Genomic DNA, 25,386 nt, shown 5'->3' on the forward strand with positions numbered 1-25,386 from the left:
TGGAGGAAAACATCGCGCTGTGCCACGGTGGTGTCATGACCGTTGCATCGGAGTTACTCCATACCGCACGTAAACTCACCGAGGACGCCACGCGTGTGGTGGTGTTGTCGGGCGCCGGGATGAGCGCCGAGTCGGGGGTTCCGACGTTCCGTGACGCTCAGACGGGACTGTGGGAGCGGTACTCCCCCGAACAGCTGGCCACCGAGGAGGCGTTTCGGGCAGAGCCGGATCTGGTGTGGTCCTGGTACCTATGGCGGGCCCGGATGGTGAGAGCCTGCGAGCCGAACGCAGGGCATCGGGCGCTCGGCGTCGCACAGCACCGATGCGCGGAGCGGGGCGGCTCACTGCAGGTCGTGACCCAAAACGTGGACGATCTCCACGAGCGCGGCGGGGCCGAGGTACTGGCCCATGTACACGGCTCGCTGTTCGAGTATCGGTGCGCCGATTGTGGTGCGCCCGCGGAGTTCGACCCGGGCACCGCGGAGGCTGGACACATGGGGTCGGAAGAGGACCTGCAGCAGATAATGCAGACTCCTCCACCGATCTGTAGTCAATGTGCTCACGGAACCTTGCGTCCCGGAATCGTGTGGTTCGGAGAGATGTTGCCGATGGACGCTTTCAGTTCGGCGCAGACGGCGGTGGAACAGTGCGATCTGGCCCTCGTAGTGGGCACGTCGGGACTCGTTCAGCCCGCTGCGTCGCTGCCCTATCTGGCGCTGGGATCCGGAGCCGCCGTCGTCGAGATCAACCCGGAGGCCACCCCACTCAGTGATGACGCAACGGTGACGCTGCGGGGTACAGCAGCCGAGTTGTTGCCCGAGTTGCTCCTGGATTCCAGCGGCGCTTTGTCGTGAATACTGCACAGCACCCTTGACGCCTGCCCTCGGGTTTGATTCACTCAAGACTAAGTGAGTTATCTCACATTTGAAAGGTATTCGCTGTTCATTCCCGTCGCTCCGAAAGGGGACACCATGTCTGCGATCTCAACCCCGCTGTTCTACGGCGGTCAGGAACACACCACAGAAAAAACACTGGATGTCAGAAACCCCGCCCGTCCCTCGGAGACCGTGGGTACCGCTGCGGCTGCCTCGCGAGAGCAGGCGTTGGCAGCAGTGGCAGCAGCCAAGGCAGCGTTCCCCGCCTGGGCAGCAACGTCGGCCCAAGACCGCGCGCAAGCTCTGCAGGCCGCTGCTGGCACCATCATGGAAAACGCGGAGGAAGACGCCAGGATCTTGTCGTCCGAGAACGGCAAGGTCGTCGGCGAATCCACTTTCGATCTGATGGGACTGCAACAGCGCACCGAGCTGGCCTGTGGGCTGGTCGATGACGTGGATGCCGTCGAGATCCTGCCCGGGCCTCCCACCGAGGTGCGGGTGAGCCACCAGCCGATGGGCGTCGTCACGATCATCGTGCCGTTCAACTGGCCGCTAGCGATCCTCGGTGCCTCCCTGCCCTACGCGCTGATGGCCGGTAACTCCGTCGTCGTGAAGCCGCCACCCTCCACCCCACTAGCGATGACCCGGGTGCTGCAACGCTACGCCCAAAAGCTGCCCGACGGTGTGCTGAACATCGTGACCGGTGAGGACGCCGAGATCGGTGAGGCACTGGTGTCCAACCCCGACGTGGCCAAGGTGTGCTTCACCGGATCCATCCGTGGCGGTAAGCGCATCATGACCATGGCCGCGGAGACCCTGACCAATGTGACTCTCGAACTCGGTGGCAACGACGGGGTGCTCATCCTGGACGACGCCGAGTTCACCGAGCACGGCATGGACCTGCTGTTCATGGGGATTTTCGGCACCACGGGCCAGGTCTGCATGAATGCCAAGCGCATCTACGTGCACTCCTCGAAGAAGGACGAGCTGATCGCGGAGCTCACCCGTCGGCTGGAGCAGGTGAAGATCGGTCCGGCGACCGATCCGGACACCACTATGGGCCCATTCCACCAGAAGGCTCAGCTGGAATTCGTCACCGAACTCGTTGAAGAGGCACGTGCTGCCGGCGCCGAGGTGCGGGAATTCGGCGAGCTGCCGGGCGGCGAATGGTCGGAGGGGTACTTCATGCGCCCCTCGCTGATTCTCGACCCGGACCCGCAGCTGCGGGTGGTGACGGAGGAACAGTTCGGCCCGACGATTCCGATCATCACCTTCGACGATGTCGAAGAGGGCATCGCCATGGTCAACGACAGCCCTTACGGCCTCTGCAACAGCGTGTGGACCGCCAACGAGGATCGGGCGGTGGAGGTCGGCAGCCGGCTCCAGTCCGGCTACGTCTTCCACAATACGCACGGCCCCGCACTGTTGGATCAGCGCGCGCCCTTCGGCGGGGTGAAGCAGTCCGGGATCGGTCGCGAGATGGGCACGATCGGGCTGCGCGAGTTCCAGGAGCCGCACGCCCTCGGACTGCTCAAGGGCTGATGCTCGCCTCGGCAGGACCCGAAACCGCTTAGCCTCGATCCACCGACGCGGGTTCAGGCCGGAGTGTGATTCCGGAAGCACCGGGTGAATCGATTTTGGGCGTGAGGAAGTAACCGGCCTCGCTGCCGGTGGTGTTCCACTGTTGGTCCTTCGGTCGTGCCGGGGCGCAGCGTTCGGTCGGTTGGCTATGCCGATTGTGGTGGCGGGTGGATGGCGGTGAAGAGCCGTTCGAGTCCCTGTTGCCAGGGCCAGGCCTCGGGCAGTCTGATTCGAATTTTGCGGGCGCTGGAGGCGATTCGGGCCGGGATGTTCACGAGTCTGGCCCGGATGGTGCCGGTGCGGGCTTTGGTGAAGGTGCCGGCGGCGAGGATCCCGGCGGTGCGGGTGAGGTTGTAGGCCATCACCGCGCAGACCAGCCAGGCGCTGTTGGCCCCGAAGTGGCCGGAGGGCAGGTGGGCCAGGGCGCTGTCTTTCAGGTCGGCGTTGACTTGCTCGATGATCGCGTGTTGCCGGTGGGTCCGGTCCGCGGCCACCGTGTCCAACACTTCCGGATCCACGGTGGTGAAGAAGGCGTGGAACCGGTGCGTGTCGAACAACGTCGGCTGCCCGTCGTCCTGCCTGAGGTTCAGTTCTGGGATGCGGCGCACCACCAGCCGTCCGGGGATCCGTTCGGCTTTCTTTCTCGAGGTGAACGCGGTGAAGGACACCTCGGCGACCTCGGCTTTGGAGGCCCAGGTGCCGGTGGTCTCGTCGTAGATCGCCTCGGGGTATTCGATGCCGGTCCAGGCATCGTCGGCGATGGTGGCGATGGCGGCCTTGACCGCCAGATTCATCCGCACGGTGACCGAGACGTCGGCACCGGCTTTCAACGCGGTGGCCACGGTGGCGTGCCCGTAGAAAGCCGAGTCGGCACGGACCAACATCCGGGCGCCAGAGTCCGGAGGCAGTCGCTTGAGCGTGGCCAGCGCGTCGGCGATCAACCGGCAGGCCCCGCGTGGGGAGCCCACCGCTCCGCGACGCAGACGCTGACCCAAGATCACCGGGGCCGCAGTCTCGGTGCTCGCCGTGGCCAGCAAGGCGTTGAGTCCACGCACGCCCGAGTATCCGTACCCGGAGCCCTGCTTCTGATAGCCGTGGACCTCGATGATCGTGTCGTCCACATCCACATAGACGAACTGTCCGGCGCCGGGGCTTCCCAGCACCGATGCCCTGACGGAGAGGTTGGCCAACAGTCCGGAGGCGACCGCGTCGAGCTGGCGGACGTGCCCGAAGGTGAACGCACGCAGGAACGAACCCAGGGTCGAGGGCGCGTAGCAGGCGTTGAAGATTCGTTTCATCGCCCCGTGGCGCAGGATGGCCATGTCGTCGATCGAGTCGGCTCCGGCGCACATGCCGGCCACCAGGGCCGCGATCTTGGCCCCGGCGTTGGCGCCCTTGTCGGTCGGCACCGTCAATCGCCCCTTGGCCAGCTGGTGCAGGCCGGCCTCGGCGGCCAGCTCCATCATCGGGACCAGTCCGGCGGAGCCGATGAGGTTCGGCTCGTCGAAGGAAGCTGACAGTGCGGAACGGGTGTGGGAAACTTGCATCTGCGAGATGCCCTCTCATCGCGGTGGAACGGAACCCTGAACAAGTGCCATTCTTCCCGGTCAGACGGGCATTTCGTTCTTAATTACGTACCAGTACCAAGCATGCTCATCGGTGGATCAAGGCTTAGACTGCGCCGCCCGGATACCGCTTACCCTGCACGAGGGTGGTGTGCCATTCCAGGGCGGCGTAGTCGGTCAGCGATGCCACCTGATCAATCACGGCGCGCATTCTTCCGGCGTCGTCAGCTGCGTGCTTCCAATCGGAGGCATACATCGGCTCCAGATACTCCCCCTCGGTGTGGGCTAAGAATTCGACGAGCTCGGTGAGCAGCTGGCGCTGGCGTTCATAGAGCGGGCGGCGGTCTTCGGAGGACATGACATAGGCCGCCGCGATGCCCTTCATGGTGGCAATCTCGATAGCGGTCTGCGGCGGGACGACCACGTTGGCGTTGTGCCGGGTGAGCGGGTCGTTGCCGTAGACCTCGCGAGTGGCATCAAAAGCGGCGGTGCAGAAGCGACCGATGAGCTGGGACGTCATGTCCTTCAGCGCGGCGCGGGCGGCACGGGAGCCATCGGCGTTGGTCACCCACACCCGGGTGGATTCCAGGCGGGTGAGGGCGGCTTCGATCTCGGCCGGGTCGGTGTCGGGCAGGTACCAGGTGCGGGTGGTCTCGATCGCCTGGGCCCGGTGTTCGGTGCCAGTGAGCCACTGCAACTGGAAGTGTCCGGAGACGATGCCGTCCTCGACGTCGTGCACGGAGTAAGAAATGTCATCGGCCAGGTCCATGACCTGGGCTTCCATGGACTGACGGTGGGCGGAGACGCCGTGGCGGAACCAGTCGAACACTTCGGCGTCGTCGGCGTAGACCCCAAATTTCTTGGAACGGGTGCCATCGGCCTTCAGCGGAGCGTCTTCGCGCAACCACGGGTACTTGCACGCGGCGTCGAGGGAGGCGCGCGTCAGGTTGAGCCCGGCCGAGGAGCCGTCATCGAAGGTTTTCTTGGTCTCCAGTCGGGCCAGTAGCCGTAGCGTCTGGGCGTTGCCCTCGAAGCCGCCCATCGTCTCGGCAATCGCATCAAGTGCTTTCTCGCCGTTGTGACCGAAGGGCGGGTGCCCAAGATCATGGGAGAGGCACGCGGTGTCGACCACGTCGGGGTCGCAGCCGAGGGAGCGTCCGAGTTCGCGACCCACCTGGGCGACCTCGAGCGAGTGAGTGAGCCGGGTCCGAGTGAAGTCGTCGTCGCCGGGTGAGACGACCTGGGTTTTGGCGCCGAGCCGGCGCAGCGCCGAGGAGTGCAGCACCCGGGCCCGGTCGCGCTCGAAGTCGGACCGGTACGAGGACTTGGGTGGCTCGGGGAGCCAGCGGGCACGGTCCCAGGCGCCGTAACCAGGGGTGTCGGCGGGGCGTCCGGCGTAGGGAGGGCGTCCCTCGGGGCCGAACAGGGTCTGCTGCACCGCGGCTGGCTGCCGCTGCCCAGAGCGCTCAGCCACCGGAGACGTCCAGTTCGGCTGCCTTGATGAGTTCGCGCTGGCGCTCGTTGAGCTCCTGGGAGTCTAACCAGCCCTGCGGCAGGTGCGGGCGTTTGGGAGAACCGGCTCGACCGCGGGGTCCTTCGACGTCGGCGCCCGGGTACGGGGTGTCACAGTCGAGCTGGCTGAGCAGGTCCTCGAGCATGGCCAGGTCCATCACTTGGGCGAGGGAAGCGCGCAGTTCGCCGCCGACCGGGTAGCCCTTGAAGTACCAGGCGACGTGCTTGCGGATATCGCGCAGTGCTTTGGCTTCATCGCCGCCAAAGGTGTCGACCAACAGCTCGGCATGGCGGTAGAAGGAATCGGCCACGTCGCCGAGGCTGGGACGGTAGCGCTCGGTGGAGCCGGTGAAGGCATTCTGCAGGTCGCCAAACAGCCAGGGGCGGCCCTGGCAGCCACGGCCGATGACTACGCCGTTGACCCCGGTGTGCTCCACCATGGCGATCGCGTGCTCGGCGGACCAGATGTCGCCGTTGCCCAGCACGGGCACCTCGGCGGGGAGGCTTTCGCGCAGCCGGGCGATGGAGTCCCAGTTGGCCTGGCCGGAGTAGTGCTGCTGCATGGTGCGCCCGTGCAGGGCGACGGCGGCGACCCCAAGATCGACGGCGCGCCGTCCGGCCTCGAGGTAAGTGAGGTGGTCCTCGTCGATACCGCGGCGCATCTTCACGGTGACCGGGATGTTCTTCTTCGAGGCTTCGCGCACGGTGGCGGCGACGATAGACGCGAAGAGATCAATTTTCCAGGGCAGGGCGGAGCCGCCGCCGTTCTTGGTGACCTTCGGGACCGGGCAGCCGAAGTTCAGATCGATGTGGTCGGCGTGGTCTTCTTCAACCAGCATCCGCACCGCGTCACGAGTGGTCACCGGGTCCACCGAGTAGACCTGCACGGAACGCGGGGTCTCGTCCGGGTCATGGTGAATGATGCGCATCGATTCCGGGTTGCGCTCCACCAGCGCGCGAGCGGTGACCATCTCGGAAACGTAGAGGCCTCCCCCGTATTCGCGGCACAGGCGGCGGAAAGCGGTGTTGGTGATCCCGGCCATCGGCGCCAACACCACGGGTACATCAATGGTCAGCGGGCCCAGTTGCAGCGGGGGCAACGAGATGGTGGAGGCGCGGGCTTTGGGATGCAGGGATCCCTCATCAGAGGGTGCACCGATCACCCGGTTGCGGGCGTGCCGAACACCGGGTGCGGGAGTCTGGGATGGCGCAGCGGGCGCCGGGTTCTGGGAAAGAGCAGTCATACTACCTTTGATTATCCCAGAAACCCGGCGCGTCTCCTACCTGCGTGGTTCTGCTTGTGGACCCAGGCTCAGCCGAAGCGGATCTCTACGCGCCGGTTCGCGGCGTAGGACCCCGGATCGTCCTCGGACTCCGTCTCTGCCGGCTGGGTGTCACCGAATCCTTCGACCTCCAGTTCCAGGTCAGGGCGGGCTTCGGCCAGGGCATCGGCGACCGCTTGGGCGCGGTTCTCTGAGAGTCCCTGGTTGTCCACCTCGTGGCCCTCGGGCATGGGGCGAGAATCGGTGTGTCCGTGAACCTGCACGCTGGCGCCGTCGGGAATCTCCTCGGTGAGCTCCGCGATCCGCTTTTCCGCCGTATCGGAGAGGTCCCAGAGCATGGCGGAGAACAGGATGTCGGCCTCGAGCACGATCACGTCTTCCTCGTCGGGCTCGGCCTCGCCGAGCGAGGTCACGGACTCCTCCACAGCGAACCGGGTGATGGAATCATCCACGCTAAACCGGGTGATCGACTGGGAGATGATCTTGTCGGTCACCTCCCAGTCGACGTCGTGCATGGCAGCCTCGGAGTCGTCGGTGGTGGCGGCGAGCGCGAACGGTGCCGAGGTGAGGGTCAGTCCGATCACCATGACGGCGCTGGCGAGGCCCGCTGTCGCGGTGCGTGGTAGCTGGTGGTGGCGGCGCATCAGTTCTCCTCCTCCGTCGTCTCCTCTGTGGATGCCGACTCAGACGAAGATCCGGACGACTCTCCCTCGCGCTCGATCTGCACGTCCTCGAATTCTGGAGCCGCGGAGACGGCAACGTTGATCGTGTCGATGTCGTCCTGCGGCGCGGCGAAGGTGGCCTGATAGACCTGGGTGTCTCCGGAGTTCAGCCGGGTCACGAGGTGACTCGAATTCCACACATCCCCCGATTCCCACTCCGGTCCGGCACGCAGGATGTCGTACCGCTTCAGGTTCTCGCGGTCGAACAGCGCCGGGGCGACGGCAGAGTGATCGCTGCTGTGCAAACGCCACAAGTTGTAAGAATCGCCGCCCTCGAATTCCGGGGTGTAGGTCAGGGTCAGTTCCATGGTCTCGCCGCGCACCTTCAGGCTATGGAACCCGACGGTGATGGTGCCATCGATGTCGCCGTGAGGGATGTTGTAGGTGACGGTCTCGACCGCGTCCTCAGCGGTGATCTGCGTTCCCGATGCGTTGTTCTCGCCGTCGGATGATCCGGCGTCGTCGCCTTGATCAGCGTCCTCGGTGGCATCGTCCTCGGGTGCGCCCGTGGTCTCGGCGGTCACTGCAGCCTGTTCGGTGTTGTCCTCGCCCTCGGTGAATCCGGCGGTGGAACCGTCGGTGGAGCAGGCGGTCAGGGCCAGACCTCCGGCGAGCACCAGGGCGGTCAGGCTACGAACGGGCAGGGTACGGGTGGATTCGTGACGGGTCTTCATGATGGTCTCCTCCTGATGGGGGCAGGTCTCAGTTGTCTTCGATCTCGATGTCGGGTTCGTGTTCGTAGCCGGCCGGGGTGACCGTGATGACCACCCGGCGGTTCAGCTGACGGCCGTCCTCGGTGTCGTTGGACGCGCGCGGGTGGTCCTCGCCCAGCCCTTCGGCGGTGATGGAGGACTTGTTGACGTCGGTGTTCGCCACCAGCCAGTCCACCACCGACTGCGCGCGCTGCTCGGAGAGCTCCTGGTTGTCTTCATAGGCTCTGGTCGCCAGGTTGTCGGTGTGGCCCTCCACCGTGATGGTCACGTCTTCACCCTGGTCGGCGATGTCTTCGGCGATCGCGGTCAGCTCCGATTCGGCACCCGAGCGCAGTTCATGAGCGTCGCTGTCGAAGAGCACATCGCCCTCGGTGGTGTAGTACACCTCGCCGTCGCGTTCGGCAGCATCGGTGTTCTCGGTTCCATCCAACACTCGGCCGGAGAGGCTCTCGCCGGAGACGGAGGTCCCGGGAACGGAGATACCCGCGATGCTGTAGCCGTTGAGGGTGTACCCGGGAACGGGGCCCGCATCCGTCATCGCCGTGGCAGTAGTCTGCACAGCGTTCGTCTTCACACTCGAGGTGATGACACTGCGCGTGATCGCGGGGCGAGTGACCGCGGGAATGACACGACCTGCGAGGGCTTCCCCCTCGTCCAGCTGGCACACCTGCTCGGCTCGGGCGCCATCGGTCTGGACCGCGTCGACGGAGATGGCTTCCTGAACGAGTTCTTTGTTCGTGCCGCCGCCGGGGAGATCGACGGCAGGAATCGTGCGCTCCGGAACGGTGTACCCGGGAATGTAGGAACCGGAGATCTCCACGGCCGGCAGGCAACCTCCCGGGGCGTCGTATTCGATGACGCAGCCGCTCTGTCCGACGCGTTCGGGCACGATGACCGCGGGGGCACCAGGGATCTCGAGGTCACCCTCATCCGTCTCGACCGTCTCAGCGGGTACGGCCTCAGCGACCTCTTCTTCCTCGAGAACCACGTCCTCGAGCCACGTAACGGTGGCCGTTTCGGACTCTTCGGCCTCTTCGCAGACCTCGAACACCATCGGCTCATCGATCTCCGCCACGATGGCGCCGTCATGATCGGCACCGGAGACAGCGGCCGAGGCGCTGGGTTCGGAGGTGGCCGGCACCGCGGAACTCTCGGAGGCGCTGGCGGCGTCGTCGGTGAATCCGGCCTGAGGATCCGCAGAACAGCCAGCTACCACCACGCCGGTGAGGGTCATCGTCCCGAGGAGCAGGGCCAGTGGTCTGCGACGGTGGGGCGGGGTGCGGGTCAGCATGATCAGCTCCTCCAGATCTGTTGCGGTGGGGTGAGTTCACTCGTAAGTCGTGGACGTGGGGCGAAAAGTTGCACGGTGTCGAAGAAAATTTCTCGCAGTCGGCCCGAGAGCGGATTACTCGACGACGCGCACCGGGTGTCGCGTCTCAAGTTCCTGGCCGTTGGGGGTCTGGGCGCGCAGCACCACCAGGGTGGTGCCGGGCGAGGTTGCCGTCACCGTGGCTTCACGATCGTCGGTGCGGTAGCTGCCGCTGGGCAGCGTCCACACCCAGCTGTCCACGCCGGTGGCCTCGGCGGTGAAGGTCGCGGCCTCCCCCACGCTCACTTCGGAAGGACCGGAGATGGATATGGAGACGCCATCGACCGACGAAACCGGCTCGTCATCGCTCAGGCTCATCCCCACCAGCACCCCGATGACGAGGGCCAGCGCGGTGAGGGCTGCGCCGATGCCCGCCAGCAGGCCCCATCGGCGGGGCGGCGCGGGCTGGTCCGCGGGCACGATCGGCGTAGTCGGTGTGGTCCGCGTCTCGGGTTCCGGAGGCGGAGACAGTGCGTCCTCCAGCTCAGCAAGCCAGGCGAGAATGGTCTGTGGTCGCCGTGCCGGTTTGGCTTGCATGCCGTGGCGGAGAAACCGGGAGAAGGCTGAGGGCAGCTGGGCGCCCTCGCTCAGCCAGGCCAGCAGTGCGGTGGCCGCCCAAATATCGGCGCGGGTATCAACCACTCCAGGACCGGCCTGTTCCGGGGGACGGAACCCGGAGGTGCCACCGGAGACGGTCAGGCCGGAGTTCAGGGCGAGATCCTTGCACATCCCCAGGTCGGCCAGCAGCAGGCGCTCCTCGGCGGTGACCGTCTTCGCTGGTCGATCCGTCGCCTCGGTCAACCGGGGTGATGCGGGTGCGGGCAGGGTCGGGTTCGGTTCCGGGACGCTGCTGGTCAGCAGCAGGTTCCGGGGGCTGAGGTCGCGGTGCACGAGCTGAGCACGGTGCACCGCGTCCAGGGCCGCCGCCAGCGGTCGGGCCACGGCCAGCAAGTCTTCGGCCTCCGCCGTCCAGCCGGTGGCGCGCAGCTGGTCTACCCGCTCGGCGAGACTACCCCGGTCGGCATGTTCGAGCACCAGATACGGCTGCTGGCGCGGTGATTCGCCGATGTCGTGCACGGAGACGACGTGCGGGCCGACCACTTTGCGCAAGCTGCGACCCTCTCCGATGAACCGTTCCCGCACCTCCGGATTCAGCGAGTGGTTTTCGGCCAGGAGCTTCACCACCACGGTGTCGTCCAACAGCGTGTCCACGGCACGGTGCACGGTGGCGAAGGAACCGACACCGATGACTTCCTCCAGCCGGTACCGGTCCAGCCCCGCCGTCATGCGCCTGCGCCGTCGTCGTCACCGCGCAGTCCCGCGGCCACCAGGGCGCGTCCACGGTTGATCTGCGCCTTCACGGTGCCCACGGGGCGGTCCAGCCGCTCGGCGATCTCGGTGTAGGAATGCCCCTGCAGATCGCGCAGCACCACGGGCTCTCGGTACAGATCCGGCAGTGCGTCGAGGGCCTGTTGCACGGTGACGCGGGTCGCAATCACCGAGCTCATCCGCGCCGCTGGGGAGAGCTCCTCGGTCAAGGGCGCGGTGGAGCGCTGCCGGCGCAGATGGTCCACCACTCGGCGCCGCACAATGCTGTGCACCCAGGTGGTGACCTTGGACTGTCCGGTGTAGGAACCCAGCGATGCGGCGATGGAGATCAGTGCTTCCTGGCTGACATCATCCACCGCACTCTGGTCCAGCAGCGCTCCGCCGGCGAAGCGGCGCACCACCCCGGTGGCGTCGAGGGTTTCCAGAAAGGTCTCGGCGGCCAGCGGGTCCGCGGGACGGTCGCGGGCGTGCCGGGCGAGGAGGGCGAGCGCGTCGTCGGCGGCTCCCGCGTCGACGGCTTCGCGGCTCAACCGGCGGGCGGCGTCGACGTCGTTCTTGACCAACGCGCGCTCGAGTGCCTTCACACGCCCCTCCACACCGGGTCCGTGGCAGATCCGCTGCGGCAGGATCCGCCGTCGTCATCTTCCAGTGGAAAAGTGTAGCCAAGAATCCGCGCTGTGGGGATGGTCTAGGCGCGTGTGACGGACCGGCGGGCGACCAGGCTTTCCTCGATCAGCGACATGCCCACCGATTCCGATCCTTCCTCCACCTCGACGCCGTGGTCATGACGACGACGTTGCAACACTCCGGCGATCACGGACACGGCGAGCGCGCCCACGAACCACAGCAGCAGGAAGACGACCGCGTGGCCGACGCCGTAGCCGCCACCGGCGATCAGCGAGCGGACCCCGTTGACCGCGTGGGTCATGGGCACCCAAGAATGCACCGCCTGGAAGAAAGGAGCCGCCGTCTGCACGGGATAGGTGGCTCCGGCCGCTGCCAACTGCAGCACCAGCAAGATCAGACCCACGAACCGACCCGGACTGCCCAATAGGGCGACCAGCGCCTGGTTGATGGCCACGAAGGTCAGGCTGATCAGCAGCATCAGCACCAACAGACCCCACGGTTGGGCGGGCTCAATGTTGAGGCCAGCGCGCAGCATCGCCCACACCAGCAGCGCTTGGACCACGCCCATGATCACGCCGGGCAGCAGACTCACGGGGCCGATGAGCCAGGAGCGCATCCGCGAATACACGGCCCGGGCGCGCAGCGCGGGGAACATCATGTAGAAGCTCAGCCCGCCGATCCACAGGGCCAGCGGCACGAAGTACGCAGCCATGCCGTAGCCCATCCGCGGCACCTCGTTGGCTCGGTTCATGGAGGCGGACACCGGATCAGCGGCCACCCCGGAGAGATGGTCGGCGTCGGTGGAGCCGTAGGCGGGAATCTCCTCGGCACCCGAGACCAGCCCGTCCTCGAGTTCGTTGGCTCCTGAGGACAGCTGCCCCAGGCCCGAGGCGAGATCATGGGCTCCGCCCTCCGCCGTGCCCAGGGAGTCGGCGAGGGTGGCGCTGCCCTCGGCCAGCCGCTGCGCGCCGGCATCGAGTTGACCGACGCCGTCGGCGAGATCGCCTGCGCCCTGGGCCAAGGTGGAGGTGTTGGCGGCGAGCTCGGAGGCGCCCTCGGCCAATCGGGTCGACGCGGTATCTGCCGAGTCCGCGCCGTCGCGCAGCTGGGAGGTGCCCTGGGCGAGCGCAGATGCTCCCGAGCGTAGCTGTGCTGTGCCGGCGGCCAGCTGGGTGGAGCCGTCATCAGCCGCGGCGATGGCGTCCGTCAGGGTGGTGAGGCGCTGCCGGACGGGGTCGACTAGCTCGTCTAGGTTCGTGGAGCCGGTGTTCAGCGATTCCACCCCCTGGCTCACCTCATCGACACCGGAGGAGATGGTGGAGGCGCTGTTGACGACCTGGCCGGTGGCTTCACGGGCCCCGGCCAACCCGGTGCCCGAGGTGTCGGTGCCGAGCAACTCGCCCACCCCGGTGTCGACGGTGTCGAGCCCGTTGGAGATCTGCTCGGCCGAGGCGATCACCGCGGCGCGCTCCCCCTCGGACAGGGAGTCCCAGTTCTGCAGCCCGGCGACCACCTCGTCGGCGGTGGAGGAGAGCGTGGAGGTCTGATTCTTGACCTGCTGGGCAGCCGAGGAGGCGGCGTCGATGCGCTCGGCGGCCTGGGCACTGCTCGAGGTCACCGTCTCCACGTCCTCGCGGATGCGACGGTGCCCCTCGACCAGCTCGCTGCCGGTGGCGGCGAACGACTGCGCCTCGCCCACGAACGCATCCAGGGTGTCAGGCAGTCCAGACACCGAGGAGTTGAGCTCGGCGAGTCCGGACGACAACTGCTGTGCGGCGTCATCGGCGTCCTGGACGCCGCTGGAGAGGGTGCGCGCTCCGTCGTCGGCGTCGTGCACACCGTCGGCGAGCGTCGAGAGTCCACCGGAGAGCTCACGCGCTCCGCTGCTCAGTGTCTGAGCTCCCTCATCCAGTGCGGCGCTGCCGGACGCCAGCTGCTGGGCGCCCTCATGAGCGCTGCTCGCTCCGGTGGCCAGCTCGGCAGCCCCGGAGGCCAGGGTGGTCGCCCCCGAACCCAGATCATTGAGACCGACCACCAGCTCGACAGAACCGGCTTCCGCATCGGAGGCGCCATCCGAGAGTTCAGTCGCACCATCGGCGGCCTCGGACACCTGATCATGGATGGTGGTGAATCCGACGTAGATGTTGTCGAGGTACTCCTGGGAGACCTGCGAGCGTACCGTGTCGGCCACGACACGCCCGACGCTGTTGGCCATGTTGCCGGCGATGACGTTGGTGCCGTCGTTGGTGGTGACCTCCAGCTTCGTCGACAGGGCATCCTGCGGATCGTCGGCGCCGAGCGAGGCGGCCGCGGCAGAGAAGGCCTCCGGGATGGTCAGCACTGCGTAGACATCCGCTTCTTCCAGCGCGCGTTCGGCCTCATCGGCGCTCATCTGCGTCCAGTCGAAGTTCTGGTTCTCCTCGGAGTCCAGCAGCTCCTGGGTGAGATCGTCGCCCAGGGTCAGCGTGGTGGCGTCGTCGTCTGCGGCACTGGGCTGGGTGGCCGGGACGTCGAGATTCACCACGGCCGCCGGGATCTGGTCGAGGCGATCCATCGGGTCCTCGTTGGCCCAGGTCAGCGCGCCGGCATAGATCAGCGGGACCAGAGAGATCCCAGTAAGGACCACCAAGGTCTTAATCCACACGGAGGCAGGAATAGCGCGGATTCTCTCCAGCATCAGCGGTCCTCTCGGTTCTGATCGGAAGCGGGGGCAGCCGGCAGCTCATCGTGATCGGAGGTGCCGGTCGCACTCATCAGCAGCTCGCTAAGCACCGCCATCTCCTCCTCGATCGCCGCGGCGACCTGGTCATGGGTGACGTCGGCCTCGTGCAGCGACTGCAGCCAGGAGCGGGCCTGCCACACGGTGCCGGTGGCGAGAAAGCCGGCCCGCTGACGAGCAGTCACCCGCCCCGTCGCGCTGCCGAACGTGGGGGCCAGTGGGGAATGGTGCAACAGCCGCTCGGTAATGAGCTCCGTGATCTCCTCGGTCAGCGATGCCGGGGAAGCTTCCAGAGCGGTCAGGTAGTACGGGCGGTCGGAGACGAGCTCGGTGAGCAGCGTGCGAATGGTGCGGGTCATGAAATCCTGCCAGGACGTTCCTGGAACCTGGCACCCAACCCGCTCGAACATCGTCGTCATCCGGGTCATCGCCGAGGCGCGCAGTAGCTCGGGGACGTCCGCGAACTGCTTGTAGAACGTCGGGCGGGACACCCCGGCGCGGCGGACGATGGCGGTGATGGTGATCCCCTCCAGCCCCGTGCCCTCGGCGATGAGCTCATCCACGGCCGCGATCATGGCCAGCCGGGAGCGCCGCAGCCGCACGTCGACGACGTCTTCTGCGCCGCCCGGGGCCGTCTCGATCAACTCCACCACACCGTCACACCTTTACATTCGTAAGTCATTTACAGGTGTAAATTATAAACCCGCTCCCCTGTGTGCGCAAATGCGCCAGTGCGCCGGGAATACTCTTCAGATTTGAAAGGTTGGAGTGAGCATGACTGAGACCACCAAGAAGCTGGGGTTCCTGAACTTCGGCCACTGGAACCACGTCCCCGGCTCCCGCACACCCGATGCTGCCGCCACGCTGAGTGACCAGATCGAGATGACGGTTGCCGCTGAGAAGGTCGGCCTCGACGGCGCGTGGATCCGGTCGCATCATTTCCAAGACATGCTCTCCGCCCCGTTCCCGACGCTGGCTGCGATGGCCGCACGCACCTCGACCATCCACCTGGGGACCGGAGTCATCGATCTGCGCTAGCGCATGCCCGGGTTGTAGCACCCGTTGTCAGCGTCGGCGCGCTTTACAGCACAACGCTGACGGCAATCCTGGCTGGTTTTCGATGAAGGCGGCTCTTCCTGCGCTGAGCGTCGGTGCGATGATCGCGCAACCCGGCGGTGCTCCACCCTCATAGAGGCGCATCAAGTACTTCGCGCAGCTGATCGACGGTGGGCGAACCAGCCAGCCCGGCAGGAGTGCGGAACACTCGACAGGCGAGCCCCACCGGCGTGTGCTCGTCGGCGAAGGGGTCGGAACCGTCAATGAGGACGGTCGGGGACCCGTGGAACCCGAGGCGGGCGGCGTCCTCGGCAGTCTCGACTCGCTGATGCACGACACGGACGTCCGATCGGCCGTCGAGGGCCTCGGTGAGCCGCCGGTCGAGCACCTCCCAGTTCGGGCACCCGTCGAAGTACTGCAACGTGATCTCCATGATCCACTCCTCTCAGGCTCTGTCCGCGCGGACCGCGGCCGGTGACGCCGTCTCAGGCGACGCGGCCGCCGCTTGGCTCTTGCGGGCACGCGCGGCGCGCAGCCCGTTGGCGATGACGATGACCTCGGCGACCTCGTGGACGAGCACGACTGCGGCCAGGCCGAGCACGCCGGTGATGGCCAGCGGCAGCAGCACGGTGATGATCGCCAGGGACAACACGATGTTCTGGTTCATGATCGCCCGGCCGCGGCGGGCGTGCCGCAGCGCCTGCGGGATCAGGCCGAGGTCGTGTCCGGTGAAGGCGACGTCGGCGGACTCTATCGCGGCGTCGGAGCCGGTCGCGCCCATCGCGATGCCCACGGTCGCCCCGGCCAGGGCGGGGGCGTCGTTGATGCCGTCGCCGATCATCGCGGTGGGTGACTGCTCGGAGAGCTGGGCCACGATGCGGGCCTTGTCCTCCGGCCGCAGCTCGGCGTGCACGTCGCCGATCCCGGCGATCTGCGCCAGGGCGTGGGCGGTGCGGGCGTTGTCTCCGGTGAGCATGCTCACCTCGACGCCCTGGCTCTTCAGCGTGCGCACGACGTCGGGGACCTCGGGGCGCAGCTCGTCGCGGACGCCGATCGCCCCGGCCAGGCGGCCGTCGACGGTGACGAGCACGCAGGTCTGGCCCTCGGCCTCCAGGTCCTCGACCCGGGCCTTGAGCGGTCCGGCGTCGATCCAGCGGGGGCTGCCCACGCTCACCCGGAGGCCGTCGACGGTGCCGCCGATGCCGTGGCCGGCCTCCTCCGTCACCTCTTGCGCGGCGGGGGCTCCCTGGCCCGCGGCGGCGATGGCGGCGGCGAGAGGGTGCGTCGAGTGCTGCTCCACCGCCGCGGCCCAGGCGAGCACCTGCGCGTCGTCGAAGCAGTCGGCGGCGACTACGGCGGTGACCTCGGGCCGGTTGCGGGTCAGGGTGCCGGTCTTGTCCACGGCGAGGTGGCGGATGCCGCCGAGGCGCTCGAAGGCGGCACCGCTCTTGATGACGACGCCGAACTTCGTCGCAGCCCCGATCGCGGACACCACGGTGACGGGCACCGCGATCGCCAGCGCGCACGGGCTGGCCGCGACGAGCACGACCAGGGCGCGGGTGATCCAGGTCTCCGGGTCGCCGAGCAGCGAGCCGAGCACGCCGACCAGGACGGCGAGGACCATCACGCCGGGCACCAGCGGACGGGCGATCCGGTCGGCGATGCGCGCGCGTTCGCCCTTCTCGGCCTGGGCCTGCTCGACCAGCTCCACGATGGTGGTCAGCGAGTTGTCGGTGCCCGCCGCGGTCGCCTCGACCTCCAGGACCCCGGCGGTGTTGATCGCGCCCGCCGACACTGCGTCATCGGGGGCGACCTCGACCGGGATCGACTCGCCGGTGATCGCCGAGGTGTCCAAGCTGGAGCGACCGGACCGGACAGTCCCGTCGGTCGCGACCCGCTCGCCGGGGCGGACCAGCAGCACGTCGCCGACGGCGATCTCCTTGGCCGGGACTTCGACCGAGGCATCGTCGCGCAGCACGGTCGCGGTCTCCGGCACAAGCTTCAGCAGCGCGCGCAGGCCCCCGCGGGCGCGGTCCATCGCCTTGTCCTCCAGGGCCTCGGCGATCGAGTAGAGGAACGCCAGCGCGGCGGCCTCCCCGACGTAGCCGAGGATCACCGCGCCGACGGCGCTGATCGTCATCAGCAGCGCGATCCCCAGCTTCCGCTTGACGAACAGGTTCCGCAGAGCGCCGGGCACGAACGTGTACGCGCCCAGCAGCAGGCCCGCCCAGAACGCGACCAGCGCCGCGACATGCAGCCCCGACCACTCCAGCACCAGGCCGGTGCCGAACGCGACGCCGGAGAGGATCGGCACCACCAGTCCCGGATCGCGCCACCACGGGCGCTCGGCCTCCTCGGCCTCCTCGGCCTCTTCGGCGGCGCTGGTGGTCGGCTCGTCGCAGCCGCAGGCGGCGCTCACGAGGCGTCCCCTGAACCGGTCGCGGCGCAGCAGCCGGGCACCGAGCAGTGCGGGTCGATGCACGGCGCGCTCTCGTCCACCGCGAGCGTGACGTCCACCAGCGCCGTCAGCGCCCCGGCCAGGTGCGGGTCGGCGATCTCGTAGCGGGTCTGGCGGCCCTCGGGCTCGGCGACCACGATCCCGCAGTCGCGCAGGCACGTCAGGTGGTTGGACACGTTCGAGCGCGTCAGCCCCAGCTCGCGCGACAGCACGGCAGGGTGGCTCGGACCGTCGAGCAGGGACATCAGGATCTTGGAGCGCGTCGGGTCGGCCATGGCCCGGCCAAGCCGGTTCATCACGTCGAGGCGCGAAGCAATAGTCAGCATGCGCTGAACTATACAGTGCACGCTGACCAATGGTCCAGATGCAGGGGCTGCCGCACGCGCTCCGCGCGCTTGCCCTCGGGAATCGCGGTCACCTCTTGCGCCAGCTCGGCCACGTCGGCATCCCGCGGCCCCTCCAGGTCTCCACCAAACCTGCGACCCAGCGGGTGGACGCGAAAAGCCCGTAGCCGGATCCGACGTGGCCGAGCTGGCGACGATGACTGGAGCCACTCGAACTACTGACCCCGGTCAGTAGTCGAACGATTGCCGCAGCCGCCGGTCGAGCGACGTCGGTGCCGCGGCAGTCGCCGGAGGACGATCGCCGCTGTGACGGCCACCCCGACTGCGATCCCGGCACCGATGAGCCAAGGGTTGCCGAGGAAACCTCCGATACCTGCAAGGGCTCCGCCCGCGGCGAGGAGAGGCAGGCCGCAGCAGATCAGCAGCGGAAGCGCGCAGCATGCCAACAGGAGCAAGCCCGTCCCAGCACCGACAAGCACGCCCGCGCGATGCGAGTCGTGGCCCTTATCGCCGCTCATCGTCTGTTCCTCTCCCAGCTGAGCGTTCCCCCCGATTGTCTGCGTGCGCGTTCACGCGCAGCACGACAGGAGCGACGGATCGGTGGTGAAGGCCTTGGCGGCGATCCGGATGCCCTCGGCCATGGTCAGGTAGGGGGCCCAGGCGTCGGCGACCTCGGCGACGGTCTTGCCGAGCACGTGGACCCCGGCGGCGGCGAGCTCGCCGGCGTCCTTGGCGACGGCGGTGATGCCGAGGATCTTCCCCGTGTCGGCGTCCACGACGATCTTGACGAAGCCGCGGGTGTCGCGGTTGACCAGGGCGCGGGGCACGTGGTGCAGGGGCAGGACGCGGCAGTCGCAGCGGATCCCGGCGGCGACGACGTCCTTCTCGGTCATCCCGACCGCGCCGATCGCCGGGCCGGTGAACGTGACCCTCGGCAGCCGGGCGTAGTCCACGGCCCGGTCGGCGTCGGCGAACGCGTTCTCGGCGACGAGGGTGCCGTGCTGGGCGGCGACGTAGACGAATTCGGGGTGGCCGGTCACGTCGCCCGCGGCCCAGATCCGCGGGTGGGAGGACTGCATCCGGTCGGAGACGACCACCTCGCCGAGGTCCCCGGTCTTGACCCCGACCGCGTCGAGGCCGAGCCCGTCGGTGGCCGGTCGTCGTCCGAGGGCGAGGAGCACCTGGTCGGCGCGGAACTCCTCCCGGCCGCCGGCGACGTCCGCGGTGACGACGGCCTGCCCGGTCGCGGCGTCGCGGGACACCCGCGTCGGCAGCGCGCGGCGGACCACCCGGATGCCCTCGTCGGCGAACACCTCCTGCAGCGTCCTGGACACCTCCGGCTCCTCCTTCGACGCGAGCCGGGACCGGGCCAGCACGGTGACCTGGGAGCCGAGCCGGGCGAACAGCTGCGCCTGCTCCAGGGCGACGTAGCCGCCGCCGAGCACGAGCAGGGACTCAGGGAGTTCGGTCAGCTCCATCGCCGTGGTCGAGGTCAGGTACCCGGTCTCGTCCAGGCCGTCGATCGGCGGGGCCCACGGCCGAGAGCCAGTCGCGACCAGGTAGTGCGCGGCCTCGATCGTCTCGGTGCTGCCGTCGTCCTCGGCGACCTGGAGGACCGGCGCGTCGGGGGTGCCGGCGAACGCGGCGTCCCCGCGGCGGACGGCCCACCCGTAGGAGTCGGCGACGTCGGCGTACTTCTCGCCCCGCAGCGACTCGACCAGCGCCTGCTTCCCGGCGATCAGGGCGGGCATGTCCACCGGCCCCGCCGTCGTCTCGATCCCCGGGAACCGGTCGGCGGCGTCGGCCGCGGAGTGCCATGCGTCGGCCGCGGCGATCAGGGCCTTCGACGGCACGCAGCCGGTGTTCACGCAGGTGCCGCCGAGCGTCCCGCGCTCGATCATCACCACCGACTTGCCGAGCGTGGTCGCGCGGATCGCGGCGGCGAACGCACCGCCGCCCGATCCGATGATGGCGAGGTCGTACTTCGTGGGCATCGCAGCTCCTGTCAATACTTGGACTTCCGGTCTATCTCAGCCATACTGGACGTTCCAGTGCAGGGGAAGGTCAAGAGGACTTCTGCCGAAAGAACAGGGGGCCTGCGATGCGCATCGGGGAACTCGCCGAGCGGGCGGGAACGACGGCGAAGACGCTGCGGTTCTACGAGGAGCAGGGCCTGCTGCCCCCGGCCGAGCGCACGCCGTCCGGATACCGCGACTACGCGCCCGAGACGGCCGCCCGGATCGACTTCGTCCACCGCGGCCAGGCCGCGGGCCTCACCCTCGCCCAGATCCGCCAGATCCTCGAAATCCGCGACGGCGGCGCTGCTCCCTGCGAGCACGTGCGCGACCTCCTCGACGCGCGCCTCGCCGAGATCGAGCAGCAGATCGCCCAGCTCACAGCGCTCCGAGACACCATCGCCGAGCTCAGGCACGACGCCGCGCAGCCCGACCCCGACTCGTGCAGCGCGGACCAGGTCTGCCGATACCTGTAAACGGCAGAGCCGTTCGCGCCAACGCCACAACCCCGACATGCGCTACGAGAACCCGCTCTACTTCGCTGAAGAGGCGGCCACCACCGATTTGATCGCCGACGGACGGCTCGAGCTGGGCGTTTCACGCGGTTCACCCGAAGCCGCACGCGACGGCCAGCACCAGTTCGGCTACGATCTGGAGCCGGGCCAGACCTGGTCCCAGCTCGCCCAGCAGCGAGGTCAGCGCATCCGCGAAGCCCTGTCCGGTGCCCCGGTGGCGCACGCCGACCCGTCCTCGGGATGGGCGCCGCACGGGGTGGAGCGCCTGAGCGTGCAGCCCCAGGCCCCGGGGTTGCTGAATCGCCTGTGGTGGGGCTCCGGATCCACCTCCTCCGGAGTCGTTGCCGGGCAACAGGGGTACAACCTGCTGTCCTCGACTCTGCTCTTGCAGGACGACGGACGCCCCTTCCACGTGCAACAGGCCGATCAGATCGCCCGCTATCACCAGGCCTACGCCGAGTCCGGGTTCTCCACCGGAGGCTCCACCGCCGTCACTCGATCGATGTTCCCGATCCGGACCCCCGAAGACGAGATGCGCTTCGGACGACGGCGCGAGCTTTCCGATTCCTCGGGATACCTGGACGGCAGCCCGGCACGGTCCGGCCCCACCTACACCGGCACCGTGGAGCAGCTCGCGGAGATGCTCAGCCAGGATGAGGCCGTGAAGGCAGCGGACTGGGTGCTTTTCGCCAATCCGAACCAGCTCGGAGTGGAGTTTAACCGCCACCTCTTCGAGGGGTGGGTCGAGGTGTTCCGGCTGTTGGGCTGGAAGTAGTTGCCTGCGCACTCCACCCCCGCTCCTTATCGTGTCCTATCGAACATCCACGATGGTGGTGCACACCTCACACCTGAACGGAAGGACACGACATGAAGGGCGGAGGCGGAGGCGGCGGGTGTTTCGGCATCATCGTCGCGCTGGTACTCATCGGCTTGGTGGTCCAGTACTGGTACATCGTGGTCGGGCTGATCGTCATCGGACTGGCAATCTGGGGGCTAGTGACCTGGGGCGCGGCCTCAAGCGAGAACGACTCCCGGCGCTACGCCTGGCACAAACTGGACCAGCGGTTCACCGCGCTTTGCACCCACATCGAGCGACACGAGTCCGACCCACAGCGCGCCTTGACCACCCCGGGCTGGCTGGATGAGTCGAATCCACTGGTTCGTTCCTATGCCACCGCCGTGGCGCAGGCGCAGCATCAGCGCGAACAGCTGATCGCAGACGGTGGCGGTCCACGCCGTAACAGCACCTCGTCGGCACCGAACCGAGTCTCCACAGCCCAGCTGCGCGACTTCAGGCTCATCGTCAACCAGCTCGCCGCGTCCTTCGAGGAAATCGACCAGGCACTGCGCCTCACCGGATGGGCTCACCATGATCACGCGGCCGCACCGCATCCACAGTTTCTGTTGGATCAGCGCTGGGGCCAGCCGGCCCTGCTGCCCTCACGGGTGATTCTCGACGGCGCCCACGGGCATGACAACGTGCGCCGATTCATCGAGGAGTCCTATCCGATCACCCGCGCCGACGCCCTTGACGCCCTCAGCTCGCGCGGAACCGGACGCCTACCCGGTGGCCGCAGCCTGCCCACCCTGCTGGCAGAACATGCCACCGAAGATGCCGATGGATTCCTGTGGCCGCACTGGGTCGACGTCGCGTCCTGGGGCGTGCATCGCACTTTCGGCCCCGACGCCGACCTCAGCGTGCATCAGGCGTCCCCGGTGGAACTCGCGAACGCGATCTGGGTGATGCTCGGCGAGGCGAGCATGACCGAGCAAGAGATCGCCGCCGGTCTGCTGGAGCACCTCGACCTCACCGGGTTTCCCGACGGCGTTCCACCCACCGAGCGATTCGCGGAGTCCCTGTCACGACGCACCGCGCAGTGGGACCGCCTGGTCGCCAGTGCGGTGCACACCGGCATGCTGACCGAGCGGCTACAGCGCCGTCTGGACGGCAGACTCGGCCGAGGCCGGAGTAGCTGGCCGGGCACTTACAGGAACAACGCCAGCTAATACAGCGTTGATAACCTGAGACAAACATCTGCACACCCACGGCACCGCCGTGAGAGAAGGGACGGCACAGGAGAGCATGGAACTCTGGCTCATCCCGCTCCTCATCTCCCTCGCCGTGCTCCTCGGATGGGGGTCGGTCACCTCGATGAACCGCAGAAAGCTCACGGATCGGCAGCAGCGCTGGCGCGCCCTCGACCAGCGTTTCGACCGGGTCACCGTGGACTCCACTCAGGTCGAAACCGACCCGCACCGGGCGCTGGCCGCCCCCGGCTGGCTGGACAGGTCCAATCCCCTGGTCCGCGGTTTCTCCAGCACCCTGAAACGCGCCCAGCAGCGTCGCGCCGAACTGGAACGAAACACCCCGGCCGCCACCGCCGGCCAGCAGAAGAAAATACAGAAAGCGCTCGAAGCTCCCGCCGACTCTGCGTCCCGGCTCGCGCCTTCGGAGACCGACCTTGAACGCTATGAGCTGGTGGTCGAGCAGCTCGAAGACGCCTACGCCGAGACGGACCGCGCCGTGCGGATGACCGGGTGGACCCGCCCCGGTGACGACCGACTGCCCCACGCCCAGTTCATGCTGGACCACCGCTGGGGTCGGCCCGCCGTCTTCCCGCCGGTGCCGGCCCTGGATGATGTCTCGGGCGTTCCCGCCCTGAAGTCCTTTCTGGACGCGATCTTCCCGGTCCACCGCGACGCCGTCATACAGGCGGTCAAGCAGCGCGGCGGGTACACCGCCGGAAAACGAGCCGAAAAAGCACTTGAGCAGCTGATCGTCACCCGACGCTACCGCGCCGACCAGCACGGCATCCTCTGGCCCGCCGCCATCACGGTGGAGCACTGGGGCACCTTCCGCACCTTCGGCCGCAGCGCAGACCTTGCACTCCACGAAGCACCGGCCATCGAGGTGGCGAACGCGGCCTGGGTGATTCTCGACGACGAACGCGGGCTCACCGAAGACGAACTGCTCGAGCAACTCAAGCAGCGCATGGACATCAGCTCCCGCGGTGCCGCGACCTGGACGCAGGGACTCAACGACGGTCTGAACAAGTCCATCCACCGAGGCATCGAGAGCCTGCCCGAAGGCATGCAGAAGATCCTGGGCGATTCCGTCCCGCAGAATCTCTTCGGTGGCTCGGGGCGCCGCAAAGTAGAGCACCAGCTACAGGATGGCATTCGCGAGGGTTTGGTCTCGGGGCGCCTACAGCGTCAGGCCAACGGGCGCATCGTCCGGCTGCGCACCGACTGGCCCTCCACCTACCGCTGAGCCGGTCAGCGAGCAGCCGTCAGAGCCGCTCAATAATGGTGACGTTGGCCTGACCGCCGCCTTCACACATCGTCTGCAGTCCGAATCGTCCGCCGATGGACTCGAGGGTGTGCAACAGCGTGGTCATCAGCCGCGCACCGGTAGCACCGATCGGATGCCCCAAGGCGATCGCTCCCCCATGGGGGTTGACCTTCTGCGGGTCCGGCTGCAGCTCCTGCTGCCACGCCAGCACCACCGCGGCGAAGGCCTCATTGATCTCTATCGTGTCAAAGTCGTTGATCGACATCCCCTTCTTTTCCAGGGCGTACCGGGTTGCCCGGATCGGGGCGGTCAGCATGGCCACCGGGTCGTCGCCGCGCGCCGAAATATGGTGAATCCGGGCGCGAGCCCTCAACCCATGTTCCTCAACCGCCCGCTCCGACGCGATGGCGAGCACCGCGGCCCCGTCGGAAATCTGCGACGCCGAGGCCGCCGTATGCACTCCGCCGGGGCGGATGGGCTCCAGTTGCGCCATCTTCTCCGGGTTCGGTTCGCGCGGACCTTCATCGACGCGGAGCTCGCCGACCGGCACGATCTCGTCACGGAACACCCCCGCCGCCTGCGCAGCCAAGGCACGACGGTGCGATTCCATCGCGAAGGCCTCGGCTTGATCGCGGGTGATGCCCCAGCGCTCCGCAATAATCTCTACACCGCGGAACTGCGAAATCTCCTGGTCACCGTAGCGTTCGTCCCACGATGTTGACCCAGTGAACGGGGTGGGGAATCCCTGATCTTTCATGATGACGTTGGCCGCGCCCAGGGGCACGGTGGACATCGCCTGCACGCCGCCGGCCACCACCAGATCCGCGGTCCCAGACATCACCGCCTGCGCCGCATAGTGCACCGCCTGCTGGCCAGATCCGCACTGCCGATCAATGGTGGTGCCGGGCACCCCCTCAGACCCACCCGCGGCGAGCCAGGCGTTGCGTGCGATGTCGAAGGACTGCGGGCCGATCTGATCGATGCAGCCCAGAATCACCTCGTCGTAGTCGTCGGTGTGGACGCCGAGACGCTCGATCAGCGCCCGGATCGGCGTCGCTGCCAAATCCAGCGGATGAACCTGGGAGAGGCCGCCCTTGCGGCGACCCACCGGGGTCCGCACCGCTTCGACGATGTACGCTGCCTGGCTCATAGCGACTCCTTCAGTGAAAAGAAGTGGAAAGTAGTGAAAAGTAGTGAAAGGTGGACTGTGATCCACACTACTCCGCGTCACTAGTTTCGCGCGATGCCTCGTCGGGCGGGGCGGTTCTCGTCATTTAGGTGCAGGATTCTAAACGTGTCATTCCGTGAGGCGATCATGGAATCAGAGTTTGTTCACCATCACTCGTTCACCTACTCACACGCCAAATTTTCGCCGCGTGGAGGCATCATGTTCTGTCGTCGTGGGGCACTC

General features: G+C 67.5%; 22 protein-coding genes. 7 read left to right on the forward strand and 15 right to left on the reverse strand.

Annotated features, from left to right (window positions below; translation table 11 throughout):
* The first annotated feature begins 35 nt into the window (after positions 1–35).
* Together O1A05_RS13730 and O1A05_RS13735 are read left to right on the forward strand one after the other, a co-directional pair.
* Entirely contained in the window at positions 36–854 is an 819-nt protein-coding gene (locus O1A05_RS13730) for an SIR2 family NAD-dependent protein deacylase (RefSeq protein ID WP_270105780.1), read from the forward strand.
* Between the two features lie 117 nt (positions 855–971).
* Positions 972–2,417: an aldehyde dehydrogenase family protein gene (locus O1A05_RS13735; RefSeq protein WP_270105781.1), complete on the forward strand. Its 1,446-nt coding sequence runs from the start codon at positions 972–974 to the stop codon at positions 2,415–2,417.
* A gap of 185 nt (positions 2,418–2,602) precedes the next feature.
* Here the strand turns inward: O1A05_RS13735 and O1A05_RS13740 are convergent, their stop codons facing one another.
* From O1A05_RS13740 to O1A05_RS13785, 10 genes are all read right to left on the reverse strand, one after another.
* Entirely contained in the window at positions 2,603–4,003 is a 1,401-nt protein-coding gene (locus tag O1A05_RS13740; RefSeq protein ID WP_270105289.1) for an IS1380 family transposase, read from the reverse strand.
* Between the two features lie 124 nt (positions 4,004–4,127).
* The gene (locus O1A05_RS13745) at positions 4,128–5,447 is read right to left on the reverse strand and encodes a deoxyguanosinetriphosphate triphosphohydrolase (protein WP_442867696.1); all 1,320 of its coding nucleotides are present in this window, start codon (positions 5,445–5,447) and stop codon (positions 4,128–4,130) included.
* A gap of 40 nt (positions 5,448–5,487) precedes the next feature.
* Positions 5,488–6,777: a tRNA dihydrouridine synthase DusB gene (gene dusB, locus O1A05_RS13750; RefSeq protein WP_270105784.1), complete on the reverse strand. Its 1,290-nt coding sequence runs from the start codon at positions 6,775–6,777 to the stop codon at positions 5,488–5,490.
* 68 nt (positions 6,778–6,845) lie between these two features.
* Complete coding sequence (locus O1A05_RS13755) at positions 6,846–7,460, reverse strand: OmpA family protein (RefSeq protein ID WP_270105785.1); 615 nt, start codon at positions 7,458–7,460, stop codon at positions 6,846–6,848.
* Positions 7,460–8,212 (reverse strand): hypothetical protein, encoded by a 753-nt coding sequence (locus tag O1A05_RS13760; protein ID WP_270105786.1) that lies wholly within the window; start codon positions 8,210–8,212, stop codon positions 7,460–7,462. Before O1A05_RS13760 ends, O1A05_RS13755 begins: the two co-directional genes overlap by 1 nt.
* Positions 8,213–8,240: 28 nt before the next feature.
* Positions 8,241–9,542 carry an OmpA family protein gene (locus tag O1A05_RS13765; protein ID WP_270105787.1) on the reverse strand — a complete coding sequence of 434 codons (1,302 nt, stop codon included), beginning with the start codon at positions 9,540–9,542 and terminating at the stop codon, positions 8,241–8,243.
* Positions 9,543–9,656: 114 nt separating this feature from the next.
* Positions 9,657–10,907 (reverse strand): serine/threonine-protein kinase, encoded by a 1,251-nt coding sequence (locus O1A05_RS13770; protein WP_270105788.1) that lies wholly within the window; start codon positions 10,905–10,907, stop codon positions 9,657–9,659.
* Positions 10,904–11,533, reverse strand: coding sequence for an RNA polymerase sigma factor (locus tag O1A05_RS13775; protein ID WP_270105789.1), 630 nt, complete (start codon positions 11,531–11,533; stop codon positions 10,904–10,906). The genes O1A05_RS13770 and O1A05_RS13775 overlap by 4 nt, the downstream gene beginning before the upstream one ends.
* A 104-nt stretch (positions 11,534–11,637) precedes the next feature.
* Complete coding sequence (locus O1A05_RS13780; RefSeq protein ID WP_270105790.1) at positions 11,638–14,253, reverse strand: YhgE/Pip domain-containing protein; 2,616 nt, start codon at positions 14,251–14,253, stop codon at positions 11,638–11,640.
* Positions 14,253–14,948, reverse strand: coding sequence for a TetR/AcrR family transcriptional regulator (locus O1A05_RS13785; RefSeq protein ID WP_270105791.1), 696 nt, complete (start codon positions 14,946–14,948; stop codon positions 14,253–14,255). The genes O1A05_RS13780 and O1A05_RS13785 overlap by 1 nt, the downstream gene beginning before the upstream one ends.
* A gap of 121 nt (positions 14,949–15,069) precedes the next feature.
* Here O1A05_RS13785 and O1A05_RS13790 point away from each other — a divergent pair, with 121 nt between their 5' ends.
* Positions 15,070–15,333 (forward strand): LLM class flavin-dependent oxidoreductase, encoded by a 264-nt coding sequence (locus O1A05_RS13790; protein ID WP_270105792.1) that lies wholly within the window; start codon positions 15,070–15,072, stop codon positions 15,331–15,333.
* A gap of 148 nt (positions 15,334–15,481) precedes the next feature.
* Here the strand turns inward: O1A05_RS13790 and O1A05_RS13795 are convergent, their stop codons facing one another.
* The 4 genes from O1A05_RS13795 to merA all read right to left on the reverse strand — a co-directional run bounded on the left by O1A05_RS13795 (position 15,482) and on the right by merA (position 20,147).
* Positions 15,482–15,784, reverse strand: a complete 303-nt coding sequence (locus tag O1A05_RS13795; protein ID WP_007321360.1) for a hypothetical protein — start codon at positions 15,782–15,784, stop codon at positions 15,482–15,484.
* A gap of 12 nt (positions 15,785–15,796) precedes the next feature.
* A complete protein-coding gene (locus tag O1A05_RS13800) occupies positions 15,797–17,770 on the reverse strand; it encodes a heavy metal translocating P-type ATPase (RefSeq protein WP_270105793.1) in 1,974 nt (657 codons plus the stop codon).
* Complete coding sequence (gene cmtR / locus O1A05_RS13805; protein WP_094454062.1) at positions 17,767–18,135, reverse strand: Cd(II)/Pb(II)-sensing metalloregulatory transcriptional regulator CmtR; 369 nt, start codon at positions 18,133–18,135, stop codon at positions 17,767–17,769. Before cmtR ends, O1A05_RS13800 begins: the two co-directional genes overlap by 4 nt.
* 587 nt (positions 18,136–18,722) lie before the next feature.
* Positions 18,723–20,147 (reverse strand): mercury(II) reductase, encoded by a 1,425-nt coding sequence (gene merA, locus O1A05_RS13810; protein WP_270105794.1) that lies wholly within the window; start codon positions 20,145–20,147, stop codon positions 18,723–18,725.
* 107 nt (positions 20,148–20,254) lie between these two features.
* Between merA and O1A05_RS13815 the strand changes: the two genes are divergently transcribed.
* The 4 genes from O1A05_RS13815 (at position 20,255) to O1A05_RS13830 (ending at position 23,954) form a co-directional block, all read left to right on the forward strand.
* Positions 20,255–20,644, forward strand: a complete 390-nt coding sequence (locus tag O1A05_RS13815; protein ID WP_005464729.1) for a heavy metal-responsive transcriptional regulator — start codon at positions 20,255–20,257, stop codon at positions 20,642–20,644.
* Between the two features lie 37 nt (positions 20,645–20,681).
* Entirely contained in the window at positions 20,682–21,458 is a 777-nt protein-coding gene (locus O1A05_RS13820) for an LLM class flavin-dependent oxidoreductase (RefSeq protein WP_270105795.1), read from the forward strand.
* A gap of 92 nt (positions 21,459–21,550) precedes the next feature.
* A complete protein-coding gene (locus O1A05_RS13825; RefSeq protein WP_270105796.1) occupies positions 21,551–22,690 on the forward strand; it encodes a hypothetical protein in 1,140 nt (379 codons plus the stop codon).
* Between the two features lie 76 nt (positions 22,691–22,766).
* A complete protein-coding gene (locus O1A05_RS13830; RefSeq protein ID WP_270105797.1) occupies positions 22,767–23,954 on the forward strand; it encodes a hypothetical protein in 1,188 nt (395 codons plus the stop codon).
* A gap of 19 nt (positions 23,955–23,973) precedes the next feature.
* Here the strand turns inward: O1A05_RS13830 and O1A05_RS13835 are convergent, their stop codons facing one another.
* Positions 23,974–25,125 carry an acetyl-CoA C-acetyltransferase gene (locus tag O1A05_RS13835; protein ID WP_270105798.1) on the reverse strand — a complete coding sequence of 384 codons (1,152 nt, stop codon included), beginning with the start codon at positions 25,123–25,125 and terminating at the stop codon, positions 23,974–23,976.
* Positions 25,126–25,386: the final 261 nt, after the last annotated feature.

This window comes from Citricoccus sp. NR2, from assembly GCF_027594385.1.
In the GTDB taxonomy this organism is placed as follows: Bacteria; Actinomycetota; Actinomycetes; order Actinomycetales; family Micrococcaceae; genus CmP2.

Coding starts and splice junctions, on each gene's coding strand:
- O1A05_RS13830 (WP_270105797.1), top strand. CDS start 22,767: ATGGAACTCTGGCTCATCCCGCTCCTCATCTCCCTCGCCGTGCTCCTC.
- O1A05_RS13755 (WP_270105785.1), bottom strand. CDS start 7,460: ATGCGCCGCCACCACCAGCTACCACGCACCGCGACAGCGGGCCTCGCC.
- O1A05_RS13790 (WP_270105792.1), top strand. CDS start 15,070: ATGACTGAGACCACCAAGAAGCTGGGGTTCCTGAACTTCGGCCACTGG.
- O1A05_RS13795 (WP_007321360.1), bottom strand. CDS start 15,784: ATGGAGATCACGTTGCAGTACTTCGACGGGTGCCCGAACTGGGAGGTG.
- O1A05_RS13765 (WP_270105787.1), bottom strand. CDS start 9,542: ATGCTGACCCGCACCCCGCCCCACCGTCGCAGACCACTGGCCCTGCTC.
- O1A05_RS13820 (WP_270105795.1), top strand. CDS start 20,682: ATGCGCTACGAGAACCCGCTCTACTTCGCTGAAGAGGCGGCCACCACC.
- dusB (WP_270105784.1), bottom strand. CDS start 6,777: ATGACTGCTCTTTCCCAGAACCCGGCGCCCGCTGCGCCATCCCAGACT.
- O1A05_RS13815 (WP_005464729.1), top strand. CDS start 20,255: ATGCGCATCGGGGAACTCGCCGAGCGGGCGGGAACGACGGCGAAGACG.
- O1A05_RS13770 (WP_270105788.1), bottom strand. CDS start 10,907: ATGACGGCGGGGCTGGACCGGTACCGGCTGGAGGAAGTCATCGGTGTC.
- O1A05_RS13735 (WP_270105781.1), top strand. CDS start 972: ATGTCTGCGATCTCAACCCCGCTGTTCTACGGCGGTCAGGAACACACC.
- O1A05_RS13740 (WP_270105289.1), bottom strand. CDS start 4,003: ATGCAAGTTTCCCACACCCGTTCCGCACTGTCAGCTTCCTTCGACGAG.
- O1A05_RS13835 (WP_270105798.1), bottom strand. CDS start 25,125: ATGAGCCAGGCAGCGTACATCGTCGAAGCGGTGCGGACCCCGGTGGGT.
- O1A05_RS13730 (WP_270105780.1), top strand. CDS start 36: ATGACCGTTGCATCGGAGTTACTCCATACCGCACGTAAACTCACCGAG.
- O1A05_RS13825 (WP_270105796.1), top strand. CDS start 21,551: ATGAAGGGCGGAGGCGGAGGCGGCGGGTGTTTCGGCATCATCGTCGCG.
- merA (WP_270105794.1), bottom strand. CDS start 20,147: ATGCCCACGAAGTACGACCTCGCCATCATCGGATCGGGCGGCGGTGCG.
- O1A05_RS13760 (WP_270105786.1), bottom strand. CDS start 8,212: ATGAAGACCCGTCACGAATCCACCCGTACCCTGCCCGTTCGTAGCCTG.
- O1A05_RS13780 (WP_270105790.1), bottom strand. CDS start 14,253: ATGCTGGAGAGAATCCGCGCTATTCCTGCCTCCGTGTGGATTAAGACC.
- cmtR (WP_094454062.1), bottom strand. CDS start 18,135: ATGCTGACTATTGCTTCGCGCCTCGACGTGATGAACCGGCTTGGCCGG.